Source organism: Serratia sp. CY40230 (genome assembly GCF_052168835.1).
GTDB lineage: Bacteria > Pseudomonadota > Gammaproteobacteria > Enterobacterales > Enterobacteriaceae > Serratia > Serratia nematodiphila.
Map to the genome: position 1 here is coordinate 329513 of NZ_JBJNLX010000001.1, position 19762 is coordinate 349274.

At 56.4% G+C, this 19762-nt stretch carries 18 protein-coding genes and 2 tRNA genes; 9 read left to right on the plus strand and 11 right to left on the minus strand.

Annotation, left to right across the window (positions count from 1 at the left end):
* The first annotated feature begins 180 nt into the window (after window positions 1-180).
* Window positions 181-2853, plus strand: a complete 2673-nt coding sequence (gene adhE / locus ACJ8IJ_RS01495; protein WP_342578917.1) for a bifunctional acetaldehyde-CoA/alcohol dehydrogenase — start codon at window positions 181-183, stop codon at window positions 2851-2853.
* 119 nt (window positions 2854-2972) lie between these two features.
* On the opposite strand, the gene ACJ8IJ_RS01500 is transcribed toward adhE, so the two are convergent.
* A complete protein-coding gene (locus tag ACJ8IJ_RS01500; RefSeq protein ID WP_154870282.1) occupies window positions 2973-3557 on the minus strand; it encodes a thymidine kinase in 585 nt (194 codons plus the stop codon).
* Window positions 3558-4256: 699 nt separating this feature from the next.
* Between ACJ8IJ_RS01500 and hns the strand changes: the two genes are divergently transcribed.
* The gene (hns, locus tag ACJ8IJ_RS01505) at window positions 4257-4664 is read left to right on the plus strand and encodes a histone-like nucleoid-structuring protein H-NS (protein ID WP_004932170.1); all 408 of its coding nucleotides are present in this window, start codon (window positions 4257-4259) and stop codon (window positions 4662-4664) included.
* A 186-nt stretch (window positions 4665-4850) separates the two neighbouring features.
* Here the strand turns inward: hns and ACJ8IJ_RS01510 are convergent, their stop codons facing one another.
* From ACJ8IJ_RS01510 to rssA, 5 genes are all read right to left on the minus strand, one after another.
* Window positions 4851-5861 carry an NAD-dependent epimerase gene (locus ACJ8IJ_RS01510; protein ID WP_015378092.1) on the minus strand — a complete coding sequence of 337 codons (1011 nt, stop codon included), beginning with the start codon at window positions 5859-5861 and terminating at the stop codon, window positions 4851-4853.
* Between the two features lie 9 nt (window positions 5862-5870).
* Complete coding sequence (locus ACJ8IJ_RS01515) at window positions 5871-7214, minus strand: UDP-glucose dehydrogenase family protein (protein ID WP_004932175.1); 1344 nt, start codon at window positions 7212-7214, stop codon at window positions 5871-5873.
* A 40-nt stretch (window positions 7215-7254) separates the two neighbouring features.
* Complete coding sequence (galU, locus tag ACJ8IJ_RS01520) at window positions 7255-8172, minus strand: UTP--glucose-1-phosphate uridylyltransferase GalU (protein WP_234722273.1); 918 nt, start codon at window positions 8170-8172, stop codon at window positions 7255-7257.
* Between the two features lie 213 nt (window positions 8173-8385).
* A complete protein-coding gene (gene rssB / locus ACJ8IJ_RS01525; protein WP_004932178.1) occupies window positions 8386-9399 on the minus strand; it encodes a two-component system response regulator RssB in 1014 nt (337 codons plus the stop codon).
* Between the two features lie 103 nt (window positions 9400-9502).
* Window positions 9503-10405: a patatin-like phospholipase RssA gene (gene rssA / locus ACJ8IJ_RS01530; protein ID WP_015378095.1), complete on the minus strand. Its 903-nt coding sequence runs from the start codon at window positions 10403-10405 to the stop codon at window positions 9503-9505.
* A 118-nt stretch (window positions 10406-10523) separates the two neighbouring features.
* Here rssA and ACJ8IJ_RS01535 point away from each other — a divergent pair, with 118 nt between their 5' ends.
* From ACJ8IJ_RS01535 to ACJ8IJ_RS01565, 7 genes are all read left to right on the plus strand, one after another.
* The gene (locus ACJ8IJ_RS01535; protein ID WP_265260785.1) at window positions 10524-10988 is read left to right on the plus strand and encodes a YchJ family protein; all 465 of its coding nucleotides are present in this window, start codon (window positions 10524-10526) and stop codon (window positions 10986-10988) included.
* A gap of 68 nt (window positions 10989-11056) precedes the next feature.
* Window positions 11057-11905 (plus strand): formyltetrahydrofolate deformylase, encoded by an 849-nt coding sequence (purU, locus tag ACJ8IJ_RS01540; RefSeq protein WP_325961767.1) that lies wholly within the window; start codon window positions 11057-11059, stop codon window positions 11903-11905.
* Window positions 11906-12080: 175 nt separating this feature from the next.
* A tRNA-Tyr gene (locus ACJ8IJ_RS01545) sits at window positions 12081-12165 on the plus strand.
* A 189-nt stretch (window positions 12166-12354) separates the two neighbouring features.
* Window positions 12355-12439, plus strand: a tRNA-Tyr gene (locus tag ACJ8IJ_RS01550).
* Window positions 12440-12644: 205 nt separating this feature from the next.
* A complete protein-coding gene (locus tag ACJ8IJ_RS01555) occupies window positions 12645-13217 on the plus strand; it encodes a TIGR00730 family Rossman fold protein (RefSeq protein WP_004932190.1) in 573 nt (190 codons plus the stop codon).
* A 101-nt stretch (window positions 13218-13318) separates the two neighbouring features.
* Window positions 13319-14125, plus strand: coding sequence for an exodeoxyribonuclease III (gene xthA, locus ACJ8IJ_RS01560; RefSeq protein WP_442518206.1), 807 nt, complete (start codon window positions 13319-13321; stop codon window positions 14123-14125).
* A gap of 43 nt (window positions 14126-14168) precedes the next feature.
* A complete protein-coding gene (locus ACJ8IJ_RS01565) occupies window positions 14169-14570 on the plus strand; it encodes a pyrimidine (deoxy)nucleoside triphosphate diphosphatase (RefSeq protein WP_154871220.1) in 402 nt (133 codons plus the stop codon).
* Window positions 14571-14591: 21 nt separating this feature from the next.
* On the opposite strand, the gene ACJ8IJ_RS01570 is transcribed toward ACJ8IJ_RS01565, so the two are convergent.
* The 5 genes from ACJ8IJ_RS01570 to ACJ8IJ_RS01590 form a co-directional block, all read right to left on the minus strand.
* Window positions 14592-14888, minus strand: a complete 297-nt coding sequence (locus tag ACJ8IJ_RS01570) for a YnjH family protein (protein WP_033632870.1) — start codon at window positions 14886-14888, stop codon at window positions 14592-14594.
* Entirely contained in the window at window positions 14885-16810 is a 1926-nt protein-coding gene (locus ACJ8IJ_RS01575) for a DNA topoisomerase III (RefSeq protein ID WP_004932196.1), read from the minus strand. Before ACJ8IJ_RS01575 ends, ACJ8IJ_RS01570 begins: the two co-directional genes overlap by 4 nt.
* Window positions 16810-17919 carry a tRNA 2-selenouridine(34) synthase MnmH gene (mnmH, locus tag ACJ8IJ_RS01580; RefSeq protein ID WP_048325023.1) on the minus strand — a complete coding sequence of 370 codons (1110 nt, stop codon included), beginning with the start codon at window positions 17917-17919 and terminating at the stop codon, window positions 16810-16812. Before mnmH ends, ACJ8IJ_RS01575 begins: the two co-directional genes overlap by 1 nt.
* Before the next feature lie 8 nt (window positions 17920-17927).
* Window positions 17928-18971 (minus strand): selenide, water dikinase SelD, encoded by a 1044-nt coding sequence (gene selD / locus ACJ8IJ_RS01585; RefSeq protein ID WP_286093353.1) that lies wholly within the window; start codon window positions 18969-18971, stop codon window positions 17928-17930.
* A gap of 157 nt (window positions 18972-19128) precedes the next feature.
* Window positions 19129-19680: an NAD(P)H nitroreductase gene (locus tag ACJ8IJ_RS01590; RefSeq protein WP_004932204.1), complete on the minus strand. Its 552-nt coding sequence runs from the start codon at window positions 19678-19680 to the stop codon at window positions 19129-19131.
* Between the last annotated feature and the right edge of the window lie 82 nt (window positions 19681-19762).

Below are 19762 nucleotides of genomic sequence, written 5' to 3' on the forward strand. Positions count from 1 at the left end.
TCTTCACTGCCTGCCCCTCCGGTTGGCGCAGGGTAAAGCTCTTTAAGCAAATCAGCAGCATGCGAAGAAATAACGCGGGAAACCCCCGGTATTCGAATCACCGTTTATTCCCGTTATGACTATACTAGTGGCTCGCACGGCTTATTTACTGAAAGAGTTTAACATTATCAGGAGAGCATTATGGCTGTAACGAATGTCGCTGAACTGAACGAGCTTGTCGCACGTGTCAAAAAAGCCCAGCGCGAATATGCCAACTTCACTCAAGAGCAAGTGGATAAAATCTTCCGCGCTGCCGCCCTCGCCGCTGCTGATGCCCGTATCCCGTTGGCCAAAATGGCCGTGGAAGAATCCGGAATGGGTATCGTCGAAGACAAAGTGATCAAAAACCACTTCGCTTCCGAGTACATCTACAACGCCTATAAAGATGAAAAAACCTGTGGCATCCTGTCTGAAGATGACACTTTCGGTACCATCACCATCGCCGAACCTATCGGCCTGATTTGCGGTATCGTCCCTACCACCAACCCAACTTCTACCGCGATCTTCAAAGCGCTGATCAGCCTGAAAACCCGTAACGGCATCATCTTCTCGCCGCACCCGCGTGCGAAGAATGCCACCAATAAAGCCGCCGATATCGTGCTGCAAGCCGCTATCGCCGCCGGCGCGCCAAAAGACATCATCGGTTGGATCGACCAACCTACCGTCGAGCTGTCCAACCAGCTGATGCACCACCCTGACATCAACCTGATCCTGGCCACCGGTGGCCCGGGTATGGTGAAAGCCGCCTACAGCTCCGGCAAACCGGCCATCGGCGTCGGCGCCGGTAATACGCCGGTCGTGGTAGACGAAACCGCAGACATCAAGCGCGTGGTCGCCTCAATCCTGATGTCCAAAACCTTCGACAGCGGCGTTATCTGCGCTTCCGAACAGTCGGTCATCGTCGTTGACGCTATCTATGATGCGGTACGCGAACGCTTCGCTTCCCACGGCGGCTATCTGCTGCAGGGTAAAGAACTGAAAGCGGTGCAGGACATCATCCTGAAAAACGGCGGTCTGAATGCGGCCATCGTCGGGCAGTCAGCACCGAAAATCGCCGAAATGGCAGGCATCAAAGTGCCGGCCAACACCAAAGTGCTGATCGGTGAAGTGAAGCTGGTCGACGAGTCCGAACCTTTCGCACATGAAAAACTGTCGCCTACCCTGGCGATGTACCGTGCCAAAGACTTCGAAGACGCCGTCGCCAAAGCCGAAAAACTGGTCGCCATGGGTGGTATCGGCCACACCTCCTGCCTGTACACCGACCAGGATAACCAAACGGCTCGCATCGCCTACTTCGGCGATAAAATGAAAACGGCTCGCATCCTGATCAACACCCCGGCTTCTCAGGGCGGTATCGGCGACCTGTATAACTTCAAACTCGCGCCTTCGCTGACGCTGGGTTGCGGTTCCTGGGGTGGCAACTCCATCTCTGAAAACGTCGGACCTAAACACCTGATCAACAAGAAAACTGTAGCGAAGCGAGCAGAAAACATGTTGTGGCACAAACTTCCGAAATCGATCTACTTCCGCCGTGGCTCGCTGCCTATCGCGCTGGAAGAAGTGGCGACCGACGGGGCGAAACGCGCCTTCATCGTGACCGACCGTTTCCTGTTCAACAACGGCTATGCTGACCAGATCACCAAGGTTCTGAAGTCTCACGGCATCGAAACCGAAGTGTTCTTCGAAGTGGAAGCCGATCCGACGCTGAGCATCGTGCGCAAAGGCGCCGAGCAGATGAACTCCTTCAAACCGGACGTCATCATCGCGCTGGGCGGCGGTTCGCCGATGGACGCCGCGAAAATCATGTGGGTGCTGTACGAACATCCTGAAACCCACTTCGAGGATCTGGCGCTGCGCTTCATGGACATCCGCAAGCGTATCTACAAATTCCCGAAAATGGGCGTGAAAGCGAAAATGATCGCCATCACCACAACCTCAGGCACCGGTTCAGAAGTCACGCCGTTCGCGGTCGTGACCGACGACGCCACCGGGCAGAAATACCCGCTGGCCGACTATGCGCTGACCCCGGACATGGCGATTGTCGACGCCAACCTGGTGATGAACATGCCGAAATCCCTGTGCGCCTTCGGTGGCCTGGATGCGGTGACCCACGCGCTGGAAGCCTACGTCTCGGTGCTGGCGAACGAATACTCCGACGGCCAGGCGCTGCAGGCGCTGAAACTGTTGAAAGAGTATCTGCCGGCCAGCTACAAAGAAGGCGCGAAAAACCCGGTTGCCCGTGAACGCGTGCACAACGCCGCCACCATCGCCGGTATCGCTTTCGCCAACGCCTTCCTCGGGGTTTGTCACTCCATGGCGCACAAACTGGGTTCGGAGTTCCACATTCCGCACGGCCTGGCCAACGCGATGCTGATTTCCAACGTCATTCGCTACAACGCGAACGACAACCCGACCAAGCAGACGGCCTTCAGCCAGTACGACCGCCCTCAGGCGCGCCGCCGCTACGCTGAAATCGCCGACCACCTCGGCCTGAGCGCACCGGGCGACCGCACCGCGCAGAAGATTGAGAAACTGCTGGCCTGGCTGGACGAGCTGAAAACCGAGCTGGGCATCCCAACCTCCATCCGTGAGGCGGGTGTGCAGGAGGCGGACTTCCTGGCGAAAGTCGACAAGCTGTCGGAAGACGCGTTCGACGACCAATGCACCGGCGCCAACCCGCGCTATCCGCTGATTGCCGAACTGAAGCAAATCATGCTGGATACCTTCTACGGCCGCGAATTCAACGAAGCAGTCGAAGAGGAAGCGGCAGCTCCGGCTGCAGCCAAAGCCGCGGTAAAGAAGCCCAAGAAATAACGGTTTCGTGAACCGATAAAAAAACCCGCCAAACGGCGGGTTTTTTATTGCGCCGGAGGCGCTGCATTTCGACTCACGCCGCCAAAACGCCTCAGCGGGCTTTGGCGGCGTTTTCTCCCCTACTCCTGGGAGTGAATCGCCTCTTTATAATGCTTGCGGCAGACGGAGACATAGCTCTCGTTACCGCCAATCACCACCTGCTCACCGGCGTGCATCGCCTGGCCGTTTTCATCCAACCGCAACACCATATTGGCTTTGCGCCCACAGTGACAGATGGTTTTCAATTCCACCAGCTTATCGGCCCAGGCCAGCAAATATTGGCTGCCGGTAAACAGCTCACCGAGAAAATCGGTACGCAGGCCGTAGCACAATACGGGAATGTCCAGTTGGTCCACCACATCGCACAATTGCTCAACCTGCGCCTTGGTCAGGAACTGGCTTTCATCCAGCAGTACACAATGCACCGGCTGCTGTTGATGCTCTTGCTGAATCATGGCGTACAGCATCGAGTCGTTGTTATAGAGTTGGGCCTGCGAGGATAAACCGATGCGCGAGCTGACCTTACCTACGCCAAAGCGGTGATCGATCTCCGCAGTGAACACCAGCGTGCGCATACCACGTTCTTGATAGTTATATGAAGACTGTAGCAGCGCGGTGGACTTGCCGGCATTCATCGCAGAGTAATAAAAATAAAGTTGAGCCATGGCCCCGCAACTCCGATGGTATAAGAAATATTCAAATGTCGATTAGGACGGTAAGTGTACCATAAGCCGCCCCCAGGCTCAGCCCAAAGCGAACGAATATTGCGTTCGCCGTAATAATGCGCTTTCAAGCGAAACATATCGTTCTGTCGGCCCGTTCTTTTTACAGCTATTTACAGGATAATGTATGCCTGTCATCACTATTAATTCTTGCTAATGGTTAACCGCGATCATTTGCCCATTAATGCATAATCACCCTTTCGCCGCGGCGGGTGCCGCAACCGCAACGGCGCGCCAGTCTATTATACACGGGGCCAATACAGGGCATTTAATCACCTCCGCTGTCCCCGAGGTTTCCTGACGCAATCTTTACCTATATACCCCTATTGTTTACAATGTCTGCCTTGCCATGACGTGATTAAGCCCACAGAACCCATTGTAATATTGATATAAATTACGGCGATAACTTATCGATGAAAGCCTTGCGACACGCGCCTTTTAAAGCATGCCTGCTGAAATTTTGACTTAAGTGCGACAAGGGTAATAGTTAACAGCCCTTCCTATATTAGTCGGACAGATCCGATTAACGGTTTTTTAAAAGGTAAATTTGAGTATTCAAGTCAATTTGGCTATTGCAGAAAAGAAAATAGCGCTCTATTATTATCGAGACGCCCCCCACCAATATAATTTGAGACTAGGACAATGAGCGAAGCATTAAAGATTTTGAACAACATCCGCACTCTGCGCGCCCAGGCAAGAGAATGCACACTGGAAACGCTGGAAGAAATGCTCGAGAAACTGGAAGTTGTTGTGAACGAACGTCGCGAAGAAGACAGCCAGGCTCAAGCAGAAATCGAAGAACGCACCCGTAAACTGCAGCAATACCGCGAAATGCTGATTGCTGACGGTATCGATCCGAATGAACTGCTGCAAACCATGGCCGCCAACAAGGCTGCCGGTAAAGCAAAACGCGCAGCACGTCCTGCTAAATACCAATATAAAGACGAAAACGGCGAATTGAAAACCTGGACCGGCCAAGGCCGTACTCCAGCGGTGATTAAGAAAGCTATCGAAGAGCAAGGTAAATCTCTGGACGATTTCCTGCTGTAATAGCGATTCAGCCCGTATCTGAAAGGCTCCCTGCGGGGGGCCTTTTCATTTTAAAGCTTATCGCCGCGATCCTGCCTCATCCCTTTCCTTTTAGTAAATATCCTAATTCGCATTTTGTTCCTTGCATGAGGTTCCAGCGATAAAAAAGGGCCCTAAGGCCCCTTTGTCGCATATACCCTCGTTCAATTATTGAACCTGGTAGAATGCCTTATACCAATCAACAAAGCGCTTCACACCCTCTTCAACGCTGGTTTCCGGCTTAAAACCAATGTCACGATAAAGCTCCGCGGTATCCGCGCTGGTATCCATCACGTCGCCAGGCTGCATTGGCAGCATATTCTTGCGGGCAGTTAGCCCCAAAGCCTGCTCCAACGCCGTGATATATTCCATCAGTTTAACGGGGGTGTTATTGCCGATATTATAAACATGATACGGCGCGGAACTGGTCGCCGGCGATCCCTGTTCAACGGTCCATGACGGATCTGCCTGCGGAATAACCGCCTGCAGCCGCACAATCGCCTCGGTGATATCATCAATGTAAGTAAAGTCACGGTGCATTTCACCGTGGTTATATACATCGATACTCTCCCCCGCCAATATGGCCTTGGTAAACTTGAACAGCGCCATATCCGGACGCCCCCAGGGACCATATACGGTAAAGAAGCGTAGCCCCGTCGTCGGGAGACCGTATAAATGAGCGTAACTGTGTGACATCAGCTCATTGGCTTTTTTGGTTGCCGCATACAGTGACACAGGGTGGTCGACCGAATCTTCGGTAGCAAACGGCAACTTGCGATTGAGGCCATAAACAGAGCTGGAGGAGGCGTAAAGTAAATGCTCGACCTTATTATGACGGCAGCCTTCCAGAACGTTCAAATGACCGATCAGGTTAGCGTCCGCATAAGCCAACGGGTTGACCAGCGAATAACGCACGCCGGCTTGGGCACCCAAATGAATGACTCGTTGGAACTGATGCTCGGCGAACAATGTCGCCATGCCTTCACGATCGGCCAAATCCAACTTGATGAAGCGGAATCCCGGCTTATCCGCCAGTCTGTCCAGACGGGCCATTTTCAGGCCCACGTCATAATAGTCATTCAGGTTATCGATGCCGACAACCTGATGCCCGGCGGTCAACAAACGCTCTGCAACGTGATAACCAATAAACCCTGCGGCGCCTGTAACCAGGAATTTCATGCCCACTCCTTAAATAACCGGTTTAATCGAGGCACCGCGGCCAATCGCATAGTAGGTAAAGCCGCGATTCGCCAAACGCTCAGGATCGTACAGGTTACGTCCATCGAAGATCACCGGCTGCTTCAACGCGCCCTTGATCACATCAAAGTCCGGCGCGCGGAAATTCTGCCATTCGGTGCAGATCACCAGAGCATCGGCGCCGTGCAACGCAGCCTCTTTGGTACCCATCAGCTTCAAGTCGTCGCGCTGGCCATAGATGCGCTGAACTTCGTTCATCGCTTCCGGATCGTAGGCCTGAACGGTGGCGCCGGCAGCCCACAGCTGCTCCATCAGCACACGGCTGGACGCTTCACGCATGTCATCGGTATTCGGCTTGAACGCCAGACCCCACAGTGCGAAGGTTTTGCCCTTCAAATCGCTGCCGAAATAGTCTTTGATAAAGCTGTTCAGCTTGTCTTTTTGTTGGTAGTTGACCTGCTCTACCGCCTGCAACAGCTTCGGTTGGTAACCGATCTGCTCCGCCGTGCGGATCAGCGCCTGAACATCTTTCGGGAAGCAAGAACCACCGTAGCCACAGCCAGGATAGATGAAGTGATAACCGATGCGTGAATCGGAACCGATGCCCTGACGCACTTTCTCGATGTCCGCGCCCAACATTTCCGCCAGGTTGGACATTTCGTTCATAAAGCTGATTTTGGTCGCCAGCATGCAGTTGGCGGCATATTTGGTCAGCTCCGCGCTGCGGATATCCATCATGATCATACGATCGTGATTGCGGTTAAACGGCTCGTACAGCTCGCGAATAGGTTCGATCACCTCTTTATTATCGGTGCCGATCACGATGCGCTCAGGGCGCATGCAGTCAGCCACCGCAGCGCCTTCCTTCAGGAATTCAGGGTTGGACACCACGTCGAACGGCACGTTGCTGCCGCGTTTTGCCAGCGTTTCCGCCATCACCTGACGCACTTTGTCCGCCGTACCGACCGGCACGGTAGATTTGTCGATCACCACTTTGCGATCGGTCATGTGCTCGGCGATGGTGCGCGCCACTGCGGTGACATATTTCAGATCGGCGGAACCGTCCTCATCCGGCGGCGTACCGACGGCGATAAACTGGATATTCCCGTGCGCCACGCCCGCTTTGGCATCGGTGGTGAAATGCAGACGGCCGGCCTCATAGTTTTGCTGTACCAGCGGCGTCAGGCCCGGTTCAAAAATCGGGATATTCCCTTTTTTCAGGTTCTCGACTTTTCGTTCGTCAACATCGATGCACATAACGTCATGGCCAACTTCAGCCAGCACGGCGGCCTGTACCAGCCCCACATAACCAATACCAAAAACTGTTACTTTCATGTGAAAATCCTAGTTTTTCAAATTAAGACGAAAGATCAAATTACTTCTTGTCAGCGGCAACAACCTGTTGCAGCCACTGAGAAAACTCTTTGCCCAGGCTGGCATGACGCATGCCGTACTCCACAAAGGCCTGCATGTAACCCAGTTTGTTACCGCAGTCATGGCTCACGCCTTTCAGGTGATACGCTTCCACCGTTTCCTGCTGCATCAGCATTTCGATGCTGTCAGTCAGCTGAATTTCATCGCCGGCGCCTGGAGGCGTTTTCGCCAACAGCGGCCAAATATCGGCGGACAACACATAACGACCGACAATCGCCAGGTTGGAAGGGGCTTTATCCGGTGACGGTTTCTCAACCACGCTGACCATCGGCGCGCTCTCGCCCGGTTGCAAATCAACGCCCTTACAGTCGGCTACGCCGTAGTTTCCGACATCCTTATGCGGCACGGGTTCAACCATGATCTGGCTGACGCCGGTGGTTTCGAAGCGCTGCAGCATTTCGTGCAGGTTGTCTTTTTGCGGATCGGCGCTGTATTCGTCGAGGATCACGTCCGGAAGCACCACCGCGACCGGTTCATCGCCCACCATCGGGTAGGCACACATAATCGCGTGCCCCAGGCCTTTGGCATTACCCTGACGAACCTGCATCACGGTAACGCCTTTCGGGCAGATCGACTGCACTTCGTCCAGCAATTGGCGCTTGACGCGTTTTTCCAGCATCGCTTCGAGTTCGAAACTGGTATCAAAATGGTTTTCGATCGAGTTCTTGGAGGAGTGGGTGACCAGCACAATCTCGTTAATCCCCGCCGCAATGCACTCATTGACGACGTATTGGATCAGAGGTTTATCAACCAGCGGCAGCATTTCTTTCGGAATGGCTTTGGTGGCCGGCAACATCCGCGTACCCAAGCCTGCAACCGGGATCACGGCTTTTCTGACTTTGCGATTTACAGCAGGCATTATTTCCTCTCTTAAAGCTAAAGCGCTCATTTTATGAGCTTGGGCTCGATATAAAAAAACCTTCGGAGTATACCAGCTTATGCGCGCCGAGCATTAACCAGAACACAAATAGAAAACATTTAGGACTATTACCCGTTCGGATAATCCGGAGAATAAATAAACGGTTTAATTACAGATAAGTAAATAGCTTAAGATCGCGCCGATCGCTGCCTGCTATTCAGCGCTGAGCATCAGTCGCAATCGGCCACCGCTGCCCCATACCTGACATTGCCAGGCGGTACAACGCTGGCTGATCTGATTCATGTAGGTTGCCCCCAGCGTCCCCAGTGGCACGCCGTTGCTCAGCTGGATTTGATTGTCACCGGTATTGACGTTGGCATGCAGCCCGGCGGAAACCAGAATCAGGTTTTTATTTTCGGCGTGATAATATCCCAACAACAGAGGGAATTGACCGTCTAATTTCCCCTGCCGCAATAATTGATTAACCTGCTTTAACAATGCCGACATTTGCGGCAAACGATGCTGTTGATTAGCCAGATGGTCCTGCAGCAGCCCATTAAATAATGCGCGCAACAGCAGTGCAGCCAATACGCCATTATCGCCGGCGCGCGTGACGTCCAGACAATAGAATGCCAGATCCTTTTCTGACAAGGCGGCGATATCCAGCACCAGGCCAGGATTTTCGCCGGTGGTTAACTGCCGATAGTTGATCCGGCAATGCGCAATGGTCTGCTGTACCGGCGGCTGCAGTTGCTTAAGCAGTTTGACGGCTTCGGAAGGATTTTTGCTCAACGCATCCCAATCCTGAAACAGTTCAACCTCTTCAATCGCCTGGGAGGTGAACATATTGGGGTATAAGCACGCCAGCACCGCTTCACGCAGGCGATTGAGATCGGTCAGCGGCTTGAGCAGCACATCCTGCACGCCCAACCGCAGCACCTTGGCGATGTCCGCCATCTTGTCGGTGGCCGAGATCACCAGCACCGGGATCTGCAGCCCCTGCAAACGCAGGTGTTCAACGAATTCGATACCGCCCATTTCCGGCATCGCGAGATCGCACAGAATCAGATCCGGCTTGAAGTCATCGACGGCACTCAGCGCCTGTAAACCGTTGGTCGCCTCGCCGGTTTCAGCGCCCAGCGAGGTCAGATAACCGACCAGCACGGAACGAAAAACCTGTTCGTCCTCAACGATCAAGATGCGCTTGTGAGTGAGTGGTAATGCCATCAGCCGAGCCTCGTCCCTTTCCATAGTGTAATAGTGGCTCAAAAAGGTCACTTATGCTCGTCTGAAACAGACCAACTGCGCATTGCCAACCAAGAACCGAGAATTATCTATTTTTTATCAACGGCAACAACCGATCCAGTTGTTTTTCAACCGCCAGCAACCCCGCCTCGATCGCTTCATCGGCGCGATGGAAATCCAGCGTTGAGATTTGCGGGCAAAAAGGCTGGATCAAGACATCCGGCGGATCGCTCGCCATCCGGTTGCGCTTCAGGCGATTCTCCAGCATTTGAATCGATGTGCTCATAATCTCCATCGCCGTCGGCGCCGTCGCCGGTTTGCGCTTGCGCATTCTGCCGACGCGTTCCCGCAGACGCCCGCGCCAGGTAGCCGCAGGCGCATCGTCCGGGCTTTCTTCCTCGATACGTATCGAGAACAGATCCTGCTGCATCAGGTGCGCGTCATGCTGCAGATCGACCGCAATGACGATATCGGCACCCATGGCGCGGCAAAGCGACACCGGCACCGGATTGACCACCGCGCCATCCACCAGCCAATAGCCGTCGGCCCATACCGGCGCCAACAGGCCGGGCATGCTGCAGGAGGCGCGTATCGCCTGATGAATATCGCCTTCGGTCAGCCACAGCTCACGCCCGGTGCTGAGATTGGTCGTCACGGCACCGAACTTCAACGCACAATCGGCGATATCATTGATCTTCAGCAGCTGTCCAACGGCGTTAAACACCCGCTCGCCGCGCAACAGGCCGCCGCGCTGCCAGGAAAAATCCATCAGGCGAATCACGTCCCAATAGCTGAACGATCGCACCCACTGCTCCATCGCCGGCAGGCGATGGCTGGCGAACGCGGCGCCCACCAACGCGCCGACAGAGCAGCCGGCAACGATATCGACCTCAATCCCCAGCTTCTTTAACGCATTGATCACGCCGATGTGCGCCCAGCCTTTAGCCGAGCCCGCTCCCAACGCCAGTCCGATCTTGATTTGCCGCATCGCGTCATCCTCTCGGTAAACGGTGTTCTCTGCTTTCAGGGTAGATTGTCACTGACGAATATTGTTAGGTAACATATGCGCTAAATTCATTTTCAGCCTCGTTTTCTCAGGAGTCATTTTGCCCGAATCATGCCCATGCGGCAGCGGACTGGCGTATAACACGTGCTGCGCCCCTTTTATCAGCGGCAGTCAGCTGGCGCCAACGCCCGGCCAACTGATGCGTTCACGCTTCACCGCCTACGTGAATCATAACGTCGACTATCTGATCGCCACCTGGCACCCCGACTGCGGCGCCGAAGCGTGGCGCAATGCCATCGTCGACAGTTTTAAGAATACCGAATGGCTGGGCCTGACGATCGTGGAAGAGAAAGCCGGTCATGAGCCGGATGAAGGCTTCGTCGAATTCATCGCCCGTTTCACCGATGGCGAAAGCGGCGAGCCGCAGGCGATGCATGAGCGCTCGCGCTTCCTTCGTCGCGATCAACGTTGGTATTATATCGATGGCACCAAACCCCAGCCCGGCCGAAATGCGATGTGTCCCTGTGGCTCAGGGAAAAAATACAAGAAGTGCTGCGGGCGCTAACCGGCCGGCGCTTCACGTTTACGCCTGCGCAGACAGGCCGTTCAGTATCAGACAGGATCCTCAAACCCATGCCACACCAAAATGTACAACGGAAAGTGTTACGCACCATCTGCCCGGACGCCAAAGGGCTGATCGCCAAGATCACCAACATCTGTTACAAGCACGAACTCAATATCGTCCAGAACAATGAGTTCGTCGATCACCGCACCGGGCGTTTCTTCATGCGCACCGAGCTGGAAGGCATTTTCAACGACAACACGCTGCTGGCCGATCTGGACAGCGCCCTGCCGGAAGGTTCGCTGCGTGAACTGCACAGCACCGGGCGCCGACGCATCGTGGTGCTGGTCACCAAAGAGGCGCACTGCCTGGGCGATCTGTTGATGAAAAGCGCCTATGGCGGCCTCGACGTTGAGATCGCCGCCGTAATCGGCAACCACGACACGCTGCAATCGCTGGTGGAGCGTTTCGATATTCCTTTCCATCTGGTGAGCCACGAAGGCTTGACGCGCGAACAGCACGACCGCGAAATGACGGCCAAGATCGATCAATATCAGCCGGATTACGTGGTGCTGGCCAAATATATGCGCGTGCTGACCCCGGCCTTCGTGCAACATTATCCGAATCAGATAATCAACATTCACCATTCGTTCCTGCCGGCGTTTATCGGCGCACGGCCTTATCACCAGGCCTACGAGCGCGGGGTAAAAATCATCGGCGCCACCGCCCATTACGTTAACGACAATCTCGACGAAGGCCCGATCATCATGCAGGACGTGATCCATGTCGATCACACCTATTCCGCCGAGGATATGATGCGCGCCGGCCGCGACGTGGAGAAAAACGTGCTCAGCCGGGCCCTGTATCAGGTGCTGGCGCAGCGCGTCTTCGTCTACGGCAACCGCACCGTTATTCTGTAATCGTTCAATAAATCGGTGCATTTCGTTCAGGGATGCACCGCCAAGAATAAAAAAACGGCAAACGATTCATTTTCTGCATTTCAATACTTTACACATCCGCTTCATTTGATATGATGCGCCCCGCTTACCGAGACAGCGCTCTCGCAAGCAAGGCCAGTTAAATAGCCATGTATATGGTGGGGTTCCCGAGCGGCCAAAGGGAGCAGACTGTAAATCTGCCGTCACTGACTTCGAAGGTTCGAATCCTTCCCCCACCACCATCTTCTCTTTGTTGATGAACTTGAAGCGAAAGCTGAAATATCATTAAACATCGAAGGGGAGGATGAGAAGCTTCGACAAGGTTCGAGCCGAGCGCAGCGAGACAACGCGCTTTAGCGCGGTAATCCTTAGAAGTGCACAATAGGAATTTAGCCGATTCCTTAAAAAATCAGCAAATCCATGAATACCATGGTGGGGTTCCCGAGCGGCCAAAGGGAGCAGACTGTAAATCTGCCGTCACTGACTTCGAAGGTTCGAATCCTTCCCCCACCACCATCTCTTGCAGAAAATCCCAAAACCCACTTAAAGCACATCGCACCCAACACGTGCATCCAATGTTCTCGTATCAATAAATCAAGTTATCTCCCCTTATTAACCGCTTTCATCCAGCCGTTTTGTTCCTCACTCCCAGCCGTAACTTGAACTCCGGCCGACAATTCGCTATACCACTGGCTTCTTTAGTGCAGTAAGGAACAGGTGGATGCGAAACAATATTTGCGTTTTTTGTGGCGCCAGCGAAGGTGTCAATCCCGCTTATGCCGAGCAGGCTCGTCAACTGGGGCAACTGCTGGCCGCACAGGGGCGCCGTTTAATCTACGGCGGCGGCAAAAAAGGATTGATGGGGATCGTGGCGGACGCGGTGTTGGCCGCAGGCGGTGAAGCGGTCGGCATTATCCCCGAGCGCCTGGTTGAAGCGGAAACGGCGCATCGCGGCCTGACTGAATTGGAAGTGGTGCCAGACATGCATACGCGCAAAGCCCGTATGGCAGCGCTGGCGGACAGTTTTATCGCCCTGCCCGGCGGCATCGGCACGCTGGAAGAGCTGTTTGAAATCTGGACCTGGGGGCAAATCGGCTATCACAACAAGCCGGTCGGCCTGCTGAACGTCAACGGATTCTACCGCCCGCTGAGCCAGTTCCTCGAGCACGTCGCCGATCAGGGCTTTATGCGTCACGACTATCTCGGCACCCTTCACATCAGCGAATCGGCACAGACGCTGCTGCAACAGTTTGACGACTATCAACCTAAAAATTACGACCGCTGGGCGAAATAAACCCGCTGCGCAGTCAGCGGTCCTGCCGCTGTCTGCGTTACATTTCCCGCCAAACTCTGCTACTATCACAGCACATTTTTCTCGTGAAAACGGCACCGCTCATGAAGTTTGTCTCTTTTAATATCAATGGACTGCGCGCGCGTCCGCATCAGCTGGCGGCAATTATCGAACAGCACCAGCCCGACGTGATCGGTCTGCAGGAAACCAAAGTTCACGATGACATGTTCCCATTGGAAGAAGTCAGCCAGCACGGCTATCACGTGTTCTATCACGGGCAAAAAGGCCATTACGGCGTGGCGCTGCTGACCAAAGCGGAGCCCCTGGCCGTGCGCCGCGGTTTCCCAACCGATGAAGAAGACGCGCAGCGTCGCATCATCATGGCCGATCTGGCTACGCCGCAGGGCACACTGACGGTGATCAACGGCTACTTCCCGCAAGGTGAAAGCCGCGACCATCCGATCAAATTCCCGGCTAAAACACGCTTTTATCAGGATCTGCAAAACTACCTGGAGCAGCACCTGTCGGCGGAATCCCCGGTGCTGATCATGGGCGACATGAATATCAGCCCGAGTGATTACGATATCGGCATCGGCGAAGACAACCGCAAACGCTGGCTGCGCACCGGCAAGTGCTCCTTCCTGCCGGAAGAGCGCGAATGGATGGATCGCCTGCTGAACTGGGGCCTGGTGGATACCTATCGCCACGCCAACCCGGGGCGCAACGACGAGTTTTCATGGTTCGACTACCGCTCCAAAGGGTTCGACGACAACCGCGGCCTGCGTATCGATCTGCTGCTGGCCAGCACCCCGCTGGCTTCTCGCTGCATCGCCACCGGCATTGATTACCAAACCCGCGGCATGGAGAAACCTTCCGACCATGCGCCGGTCTGGGCGGAATTCACGCTGTAACCCCATCCCCCGGCGCTCGCCGGGGTTTTATTCTGTGAAGCCAATGAAAATTATCGACGTAGTAGCCGCCATTCTGGAACAAAATGGGCGTATTTTGCTGGCCCAGCGCAGCGCAGGCAGCGATCAAGCCGGCCTGTGGGAGTTTCCCGGCGGCAAGGTTGAAACCGGCGAAAGCCAGCCGGAGGCGCTGACGCGCGAGCTGGATGAAGAATTGGGGATTAGCGCCCGTATCGGCAACTATGTGGGCAGCAATCAGTGGCGGCAAGGCGAACGCATCATCCGACTGCATGCCTGGCGAGTCGCGGAGTTCTCCGGTGAACTGCAACAGCGCTGCCATTCGGCGCTGGTCTGGGTCACGCCGCAACAGGCGCAGGAATACCCCCTGGCGCCCGCTGACGTTCCACTGCTGGCGGATTATCTCGCCGCGCAAGGCGAGGCGCGCTGAGCGCGGTGACAGGTTACATCGTCACTTCTTTAATCGTACCCAAATCAAGGGGTTGGTGCCGATAGTATTAGGCTCACGTACGCACTGCAGCACTTCCCCTTCGACTTTGAGCACCGCCCCCTCGGAATAGTTCTGATTCTGGTAGACGCAACAACGGCTGCAGGGCTGCGCCGGCGGCGGATTATCGCCGCTTTTGGCCGCGCCCCAGATCTCCGGCGAAACCGGTAGCACCACGTCCACATCGCCGCGATTGGCGGCGGCCAGGCCGGAAAACATCAGGGCCGCGGCAGCCAATACACCAGTGAGTCCACGCTTCATTCACTCTTCTCCTGCGCCTTGCCGGCGCTTTTCCTGCGTTTTTTGCCTCCGCTGGAGGGCGGCGGCGGCAATCCACGAAACGCCATGCTCGCCCGGCTCTGCTTGGCCTGATAAATCAGCTCTTGCAGCGTGCCGACCAACGGCTGCATAAAGTCCTGATAGCGGCAGGATTTCTCGCTGATTTGCGTCAGCGTGGCTTCCCAGTTGGCCGTCATATCAGGGCGTGCAGCAAGATCCGGCAGCGAGTGAATCAATGCGCGCCCGGTTTCGCTGGAGTGAATATAGCGTCCCTTCTTGTACAGAAACGCCCGCTTGAACAGCAATTCGATGATCCCCGCTCGCGTCGCTTCCGTACCTAAACCATCGGTCGCCCGCAGGATTTTCTTTAGCGCTTTATCTTGTACGAACCGCGCGATGCCGGTCATGGCCGACAACAGGCTGGCGTCAGTAAACGGCCGCGGCGGCTGAGTCTGGCGCTCCACCACTTCACCGCGCTCGCACAACAGCTCATCATCTTTAGCCACCACCGGCAGCGGCGCACCTTCGTTCTCCTCGTCGCGCTCCTTGCTGCCCAGCAGCGTACGCCAGCCGGCTTCCGCCAGGAATCGCGCCTTGGCGATAAATTTGCCGCCGGCGATATCCAGCTCGATCACGCATTTGCGGAATACCGCATCCGGACAGAACTGCATCAGATACTGGCGCGCCACCAGCCCATACACGTTCCGCTCATCCTGCGTCAGATTAATCTTGCCGGCGCGGGCGGTGGGAATGATGGCGTGGTGCGCGTCGACCTTTTTATCGTCCCAGCAACGGTTGCGGCGATCGCTGTCGATCACCGGCTGCGGATACAGCTCGGGCTGGTGCACGCTGATGGCGTTCAGCACCGCGTGGCGGCCGGCGAAATGCTCTTCCGGCAGGTAGCGACAGTCGGAACGCGGATAGGTAATCAACTTGTGGGTTTCGTACAGCCGCTGGCAAACGTCCAGCACCTGTTGCGCGCTGAGGTTATAACGCCGGGCCGCTTCGATTTGCAGCGTGGAGAGCGAAAACGGCAGCGGCGCGGTATCCGATTCCCGTTTATCGTTATAAGACGTGACCAGAGCCGGCTGGCCTTCAATGCGCTTGACCACATGCTCCGCCAACGGCCGGTGCAGCAAACGCCCCTCTTCGTCCTGATAAGGCTCACAGGACTCACTGGGCTGCCACAGCGCCACGAAGCGTTCTTCTTTCGGCGTGACGATGTGCGCCTTGACCTCAAAGAAGTCTTTTGGCACGAAGTTTTCGATCTCTTCATCACGCCGTACCACCAATCCGAGCACCGGCGTCTGCACCCTGCCTACCGACAGCACGCCGTCGTAACCGGCGTTGCGGCCCAGCAGCGTGTAGGCGCGGGTCATATTGATGCCGTACAGCCAGTCGGCGCGCGAACGCGCCAGCGCAGACACGCACAGCGGGATGAAGTCACGGTTGTCGCGCAGGCGTTCAACCGCGCGCTCCACCGCCTGCGGGTTGAGATCGTTGATCAGACAGCGGCGCACGTTCTGGCGCTTTTCCGCCGTCAAATCCAGGTAGTCCAGCACCTCATCCACCAGCAGTTGCCCTTCGCGATCCGGGTCGCCGGCGTGAACCACTTCATCGGCTTCGAGCAGCAACTTTTTAATGGCGTTGAGCTGTTTGCTGACCGAAGGCCGCGGCTGCAACCGCCATTTTTCGGGAATGATCGGCAGGTCTGCCAACGACCAGCGCGCATAGCGGCTGTCATAGGCGTCAGGCTGGGCCTGCTCCAACAGGTGGCCGACGCACCAGGTCACCACGTCGTTGTTGCCACAGGCGATATAACCGTCGCCGCGGCGATGCGGCTTGGGCAAGACGTCGGCAATGGCGCGCGCCAAACTCGGTTTCTCGGCTATGAACAGTCGCATTAATCACCGTTTTTCTGGCTGAACGTCATCAAGAATTCTCTTACTTCTGCATAGTTCCCACGGAAGACGATCCGCTGGGCTTTCTTTTCCAACTGATAGCAATACATCGGATCGTAGTACTGCTGCAACAAGGGCGCCAACCACTCGCGGTGCGCGTCACCCTGGCCGCTGAGACGCTGTGCCCGCAACGCTGCTTCCAGCCGCTGCGTCAGCTGCTGGAAGCGCTCCAGGCCCAACCGGCGGCGAATGGCGAACAGGCCGTGATGCAGATAGTCGTCGTACTGCCGCCAGCCTTCTTCCACACCATAGGCCTGTTCGAACTGTTCGCGCATCCCGTCGATATATTCGGCCTGCAGGCGTGCCAGGCGAATATCAAACGGATCGTCGATCACCGCCACCGGCGCCTGCTGCATGCCGTTGAACAACGGCAACGGCAGATTGTTGCTGCCGATGATCCGCCCTTCGTCTTCCAGCACCCAACGGCGGCTGCCACCATGCTGTTTTTTCAGCAATAACACAGCCAGACGATTCTCAAAATCGATCTGTGAGCTTTGCCCCGCCAGCGTTCGGCCAAAAGATGAACCGCGATGGCGTGCCGCGCCTTCCAGATCGACGCCGTCGGCCAGTTCGTTGACCAGCAACGTCTTGCCGCTGCCGGTATTGCCGCCCACCAGGGCCATCGGCAATGCCGCGCTTTGCGCCAACACGCCGAGCAGATAATTGCGCAGCGCCTTATAACCGCCAGTGATACGCGGGTACTCGACGCCGGCCTCATGCAGCCATTGCTGCACCAGCTGTGAGCGCAGCCCGCCACGGAAGCAGTAAATATAACCTTCGGGTCGCTGCGCACAGGCCGCCAGCCAGGCGGCGGTGCGCTGTTCGCGCAGTTTGCCGTTCACCAGGCTGTGGCCGAGCGCAATCGCCGCTTGCTGACCATGCTGCTTATAGCAAGTGCCCACCGCCTGCCGCTCGCTGTCGACCATCAGCGGCAGGTTCACCGCCTGAGCGAAGGCGCCTTGCTGAAACTCGATCGGCGCACGCACGTCAATCAGCGGCACGTCCTGCAGAAAAATGCGTTGATAATCGGCGCTGTCCGGCCTGCCTTGCATCTTGGACACTACACAACCTCGATCAGCGGTTTACCTGCCTGTGCGGCATGCAGCTCACCGATAGGATTGAGCGTGATGCCGTGCTGCTCGGCAATCGCCAGCACCTGCGCCTGCGCCTCCGGCAATACCGCCAACAGCAAACCGCCGGAGGTTTGCGGATCGCACAGCAGCTGACGCTGCAAATCGCTCATCTCGCCCACCAGATGGCCGTAACTGTCGAAGTTGCGCCCGGTGCCGCCCGGCACGCAGCCCTCGGCGATGTACGCCTCGACATCCGGCAGTTTCGGCACCCGATCGAACCAGACCGTCGCCTGCAGACCGGAGCCCTGACAAACCTCGCTCAGGTGGCCCAACAGGCCAAAGCCGGTGATGTCGGTCATCGCCGTGACGCCAGCCACTTCGGCAAAGTCGGCGCCCGGCTTGTTAAGACGGCACATCACGTCCGTCGCCAGCCCTTGATGTTCAGAGCGCAGCTTGCTTTGCTTCTCGGCGGTCGTCAGCACGCCAATGCCCAGCGGCTTGGTCAGATAGAGTTGCGCCCCGGCCTGTGCGGCGCTGTTCTTTTTCACTCGCTCGGTATTGACCACGCCAGTGACCGCCAGGCCGAAGATAGGTTCCGGTGCATCGATGGAATGGCCGCCGGCCAGCGCGATCCCCGCCTGCTGGCAGGCGAAACGTCCGCCGTCGATCACCTGCTGCGCCACCTCCGGCGGCAGTTTGGCGATTGGCCAGCCGAGAATGGCGATCGCCATGATCGGTTTGCCGCCCATGGCGTACACGTCGCTGATGGCGTTAGCGGCGGCGATACGACCGAAATCGAACGGATCGTCGACGATCGGCATGAAGAAGTCGGTAGTGCTGATGATGCCGACGCCGTTGCCGATGTCATACACCGCCGCGTCGTCGCGGGTTTCATTGCCGACCAACAGACGCGGATCGACAAATTTCTCCCGCTCGCTGTGCAGGATGGTTTCGAGAACTTTCGGTGAGATTTTGCAGCCGCAGCCAGCGCCATGGCTGTACTGGGTTAAACGGATCGCTGGCGATGTCATAGTCCACTCCCTTCGGTAACGGCACTCAAGATAACATAGGGTAGCGCTTGCCGAGGGGATTGATAAGAGCGCGCCGCGGATAAGCGAGCGGCCTGCTCAGAAACCATGCAACTTTGCGGGGTTTGGCGCATTTTCGCCGCGCCCCGTTGGAAAAAACCTAGAAATAGCTGACGAAAGGCGTGCTGTCCGGCGGCGTCACTTTGGTGGCGGCCTTCAGCTGCGGCGTGCCCAGGTAGAGGAAACCGACGATCTCATCCTGCTCGCGGCAGCCGAAGGCTTCGCGCACCAGCGCATGCTCGGTCCAGGCGCCGGTGCGCCAGATGCCGTTAAAGCCCTGCGCCAGCGCCGCCATCTGCATCGCCTGCACGGCGCAACCGGCGGAAACCACCTGCTCCCAGCGCGGCACCTTGGTTTCCTCAGTGCAATGCGCGATGACGGTGATGATCAGCGGCGCGCGGAACGGCGCCTTGGTGGCTTTTTCAATCGCCGCTTCGTCCAGCTGATCCTGCTTCGCCGCCGCCTGAAGCAGCTGGCTGAAGCGCTCCAGACCCTGATTCTCGATCATCACGAAACGCCACGGTTGCAGCGCGCCGTGATCGGGCGCACGCAGGCCCGCGTTGATGATATTTTGGCGCACTTCCCCCGCCGGCGCCGGTTCCGCCAGACGCGAAGCCGAGCGGCGATTCAATAAAAGATCCAGAGCATCCATCGTAAACTCCTGATAACAATTTTCATTCCGGCCACGTTAACATAGCTAAACGACGAGTTACAGCCTCGACGATAGCGTGTGT

Bases quoted from the DNA above. Each gene is read 5' to 3' on its own strand.
- ACJ8IJ_RS01510 (WP_015378092.1), bottom strand. From the start codon at position 5,861: ATGAAATTCCTGGTTACAGGCGCCGCAGGGTTTATTGGTTATCACGTT.
- ACJ8IJ_RS01500 (WP_154870282.1), bottom strand. From the start codon at position 3,557: ATGGCTCAACTTTATTTTTATTACTCTGCGATGAATGCCGGCAAGTCC.
- ACJ8IJ_RS01565 (WP_154871220.1), top strand. From the start codon at position 14,169: ATGAAAATTATCGACGTAGTAGCCGCCATTCTGGAACAAAATGGGCGT.
- xthA (WP_442518206.1), top strand. From the start codon at position 13,319: ATGAAGTTTGTCTCTTTTAATATCAATGGACTGCGCGCGCGTCCGCAT.
- rssA (WP_015378095.1), bottom strand. From the start codon at position 10,405: ATGCGGCAAATCAAGATCGGACTGGCGTTGGGAGCGGGCTCGGCTAAA.
- ACJ8IJ_RS01555 (WP_004932190.1), top strand. From the start codon at position 12,645: ATGCGAAACAATATTTGCGTTTTTTGTGGCGCCAGCGAAGGTGTCAAT.
- ACJ8IJ_RS01575 (WP_004932196.1), bottom strand. From the start codon at position 16,810: ATGCGACTGTTCATAGCCGAGAAACCGAGTTTGGCGCGCGCCATTGCC.
- selD (WP_286093353.1), bottom strand. From the start codon at position 18,971: ATGACATCGCCAGCGATCCGTTTAACCCAGTACAGCCATGGCGCTGGC.
- galU (WP_234722273.1), bottom strand. From the start codon at position 8,172: ATGCCTGCTGTAAATCGCAAAGTCAGAAAAGCCGTGATCCCGGTTGCA.
- rssB (WP_004932178.1), bottom strand. From the start codon at position 9,399: ATGGCATTACCACTCACTCACAAGCGCATCTTGATCGTTGAGGACGAA.
- hns (WP_004932170.1), top strand. From the start codon at position 4,257: ATGAGCGAAGCATTAAAGATTTTGAACAACATCCGCACTCTGCGCGCC.
- purU (WP_325961767.1), top strand. From the start codon at position 11,057: ATGCCACACCAAAATGTACAACGGAAAGTGTTACGCACCATCTGCCCG.
- ACJ8IJ_RS01570 (WP_033632870.1), bottom strand. From the start codon at position 14,888: ATGAAGCGTGGACTCACTGGTGTATTGGCTGCCGCGGCCCTGATGTTT.
- ACJ8IJ_RS01590 (WP_004932204.1), bottom strand. From the start codon at position 19,680: ATGGATGCTCTGGATCTTTTATTGAATCGCCGCTCGGCTTCGCGTCTG.
- mnmH (WP_048325023.1), bottom strand. From the start codon at position 17,919: ATGCAAGGCAGGCCGGACAGCGCCGATTATCAACGCATTTTTCTGCAG.
- adhE (WP_342578917.1), top strand. From the start codon at position 181: ATGGCTGTAACGAATGTCGCTGAACTGAACGAGCTTGTCGCACGTGTC.
- ACJ8IJ_RS01515 (WP_004932175.1), bottom strand. From the start codon at position 7,214: ATGAAAGTAACAGTTTTTGGTATTGGTTATGTGGGGCTGGTACAGGCC.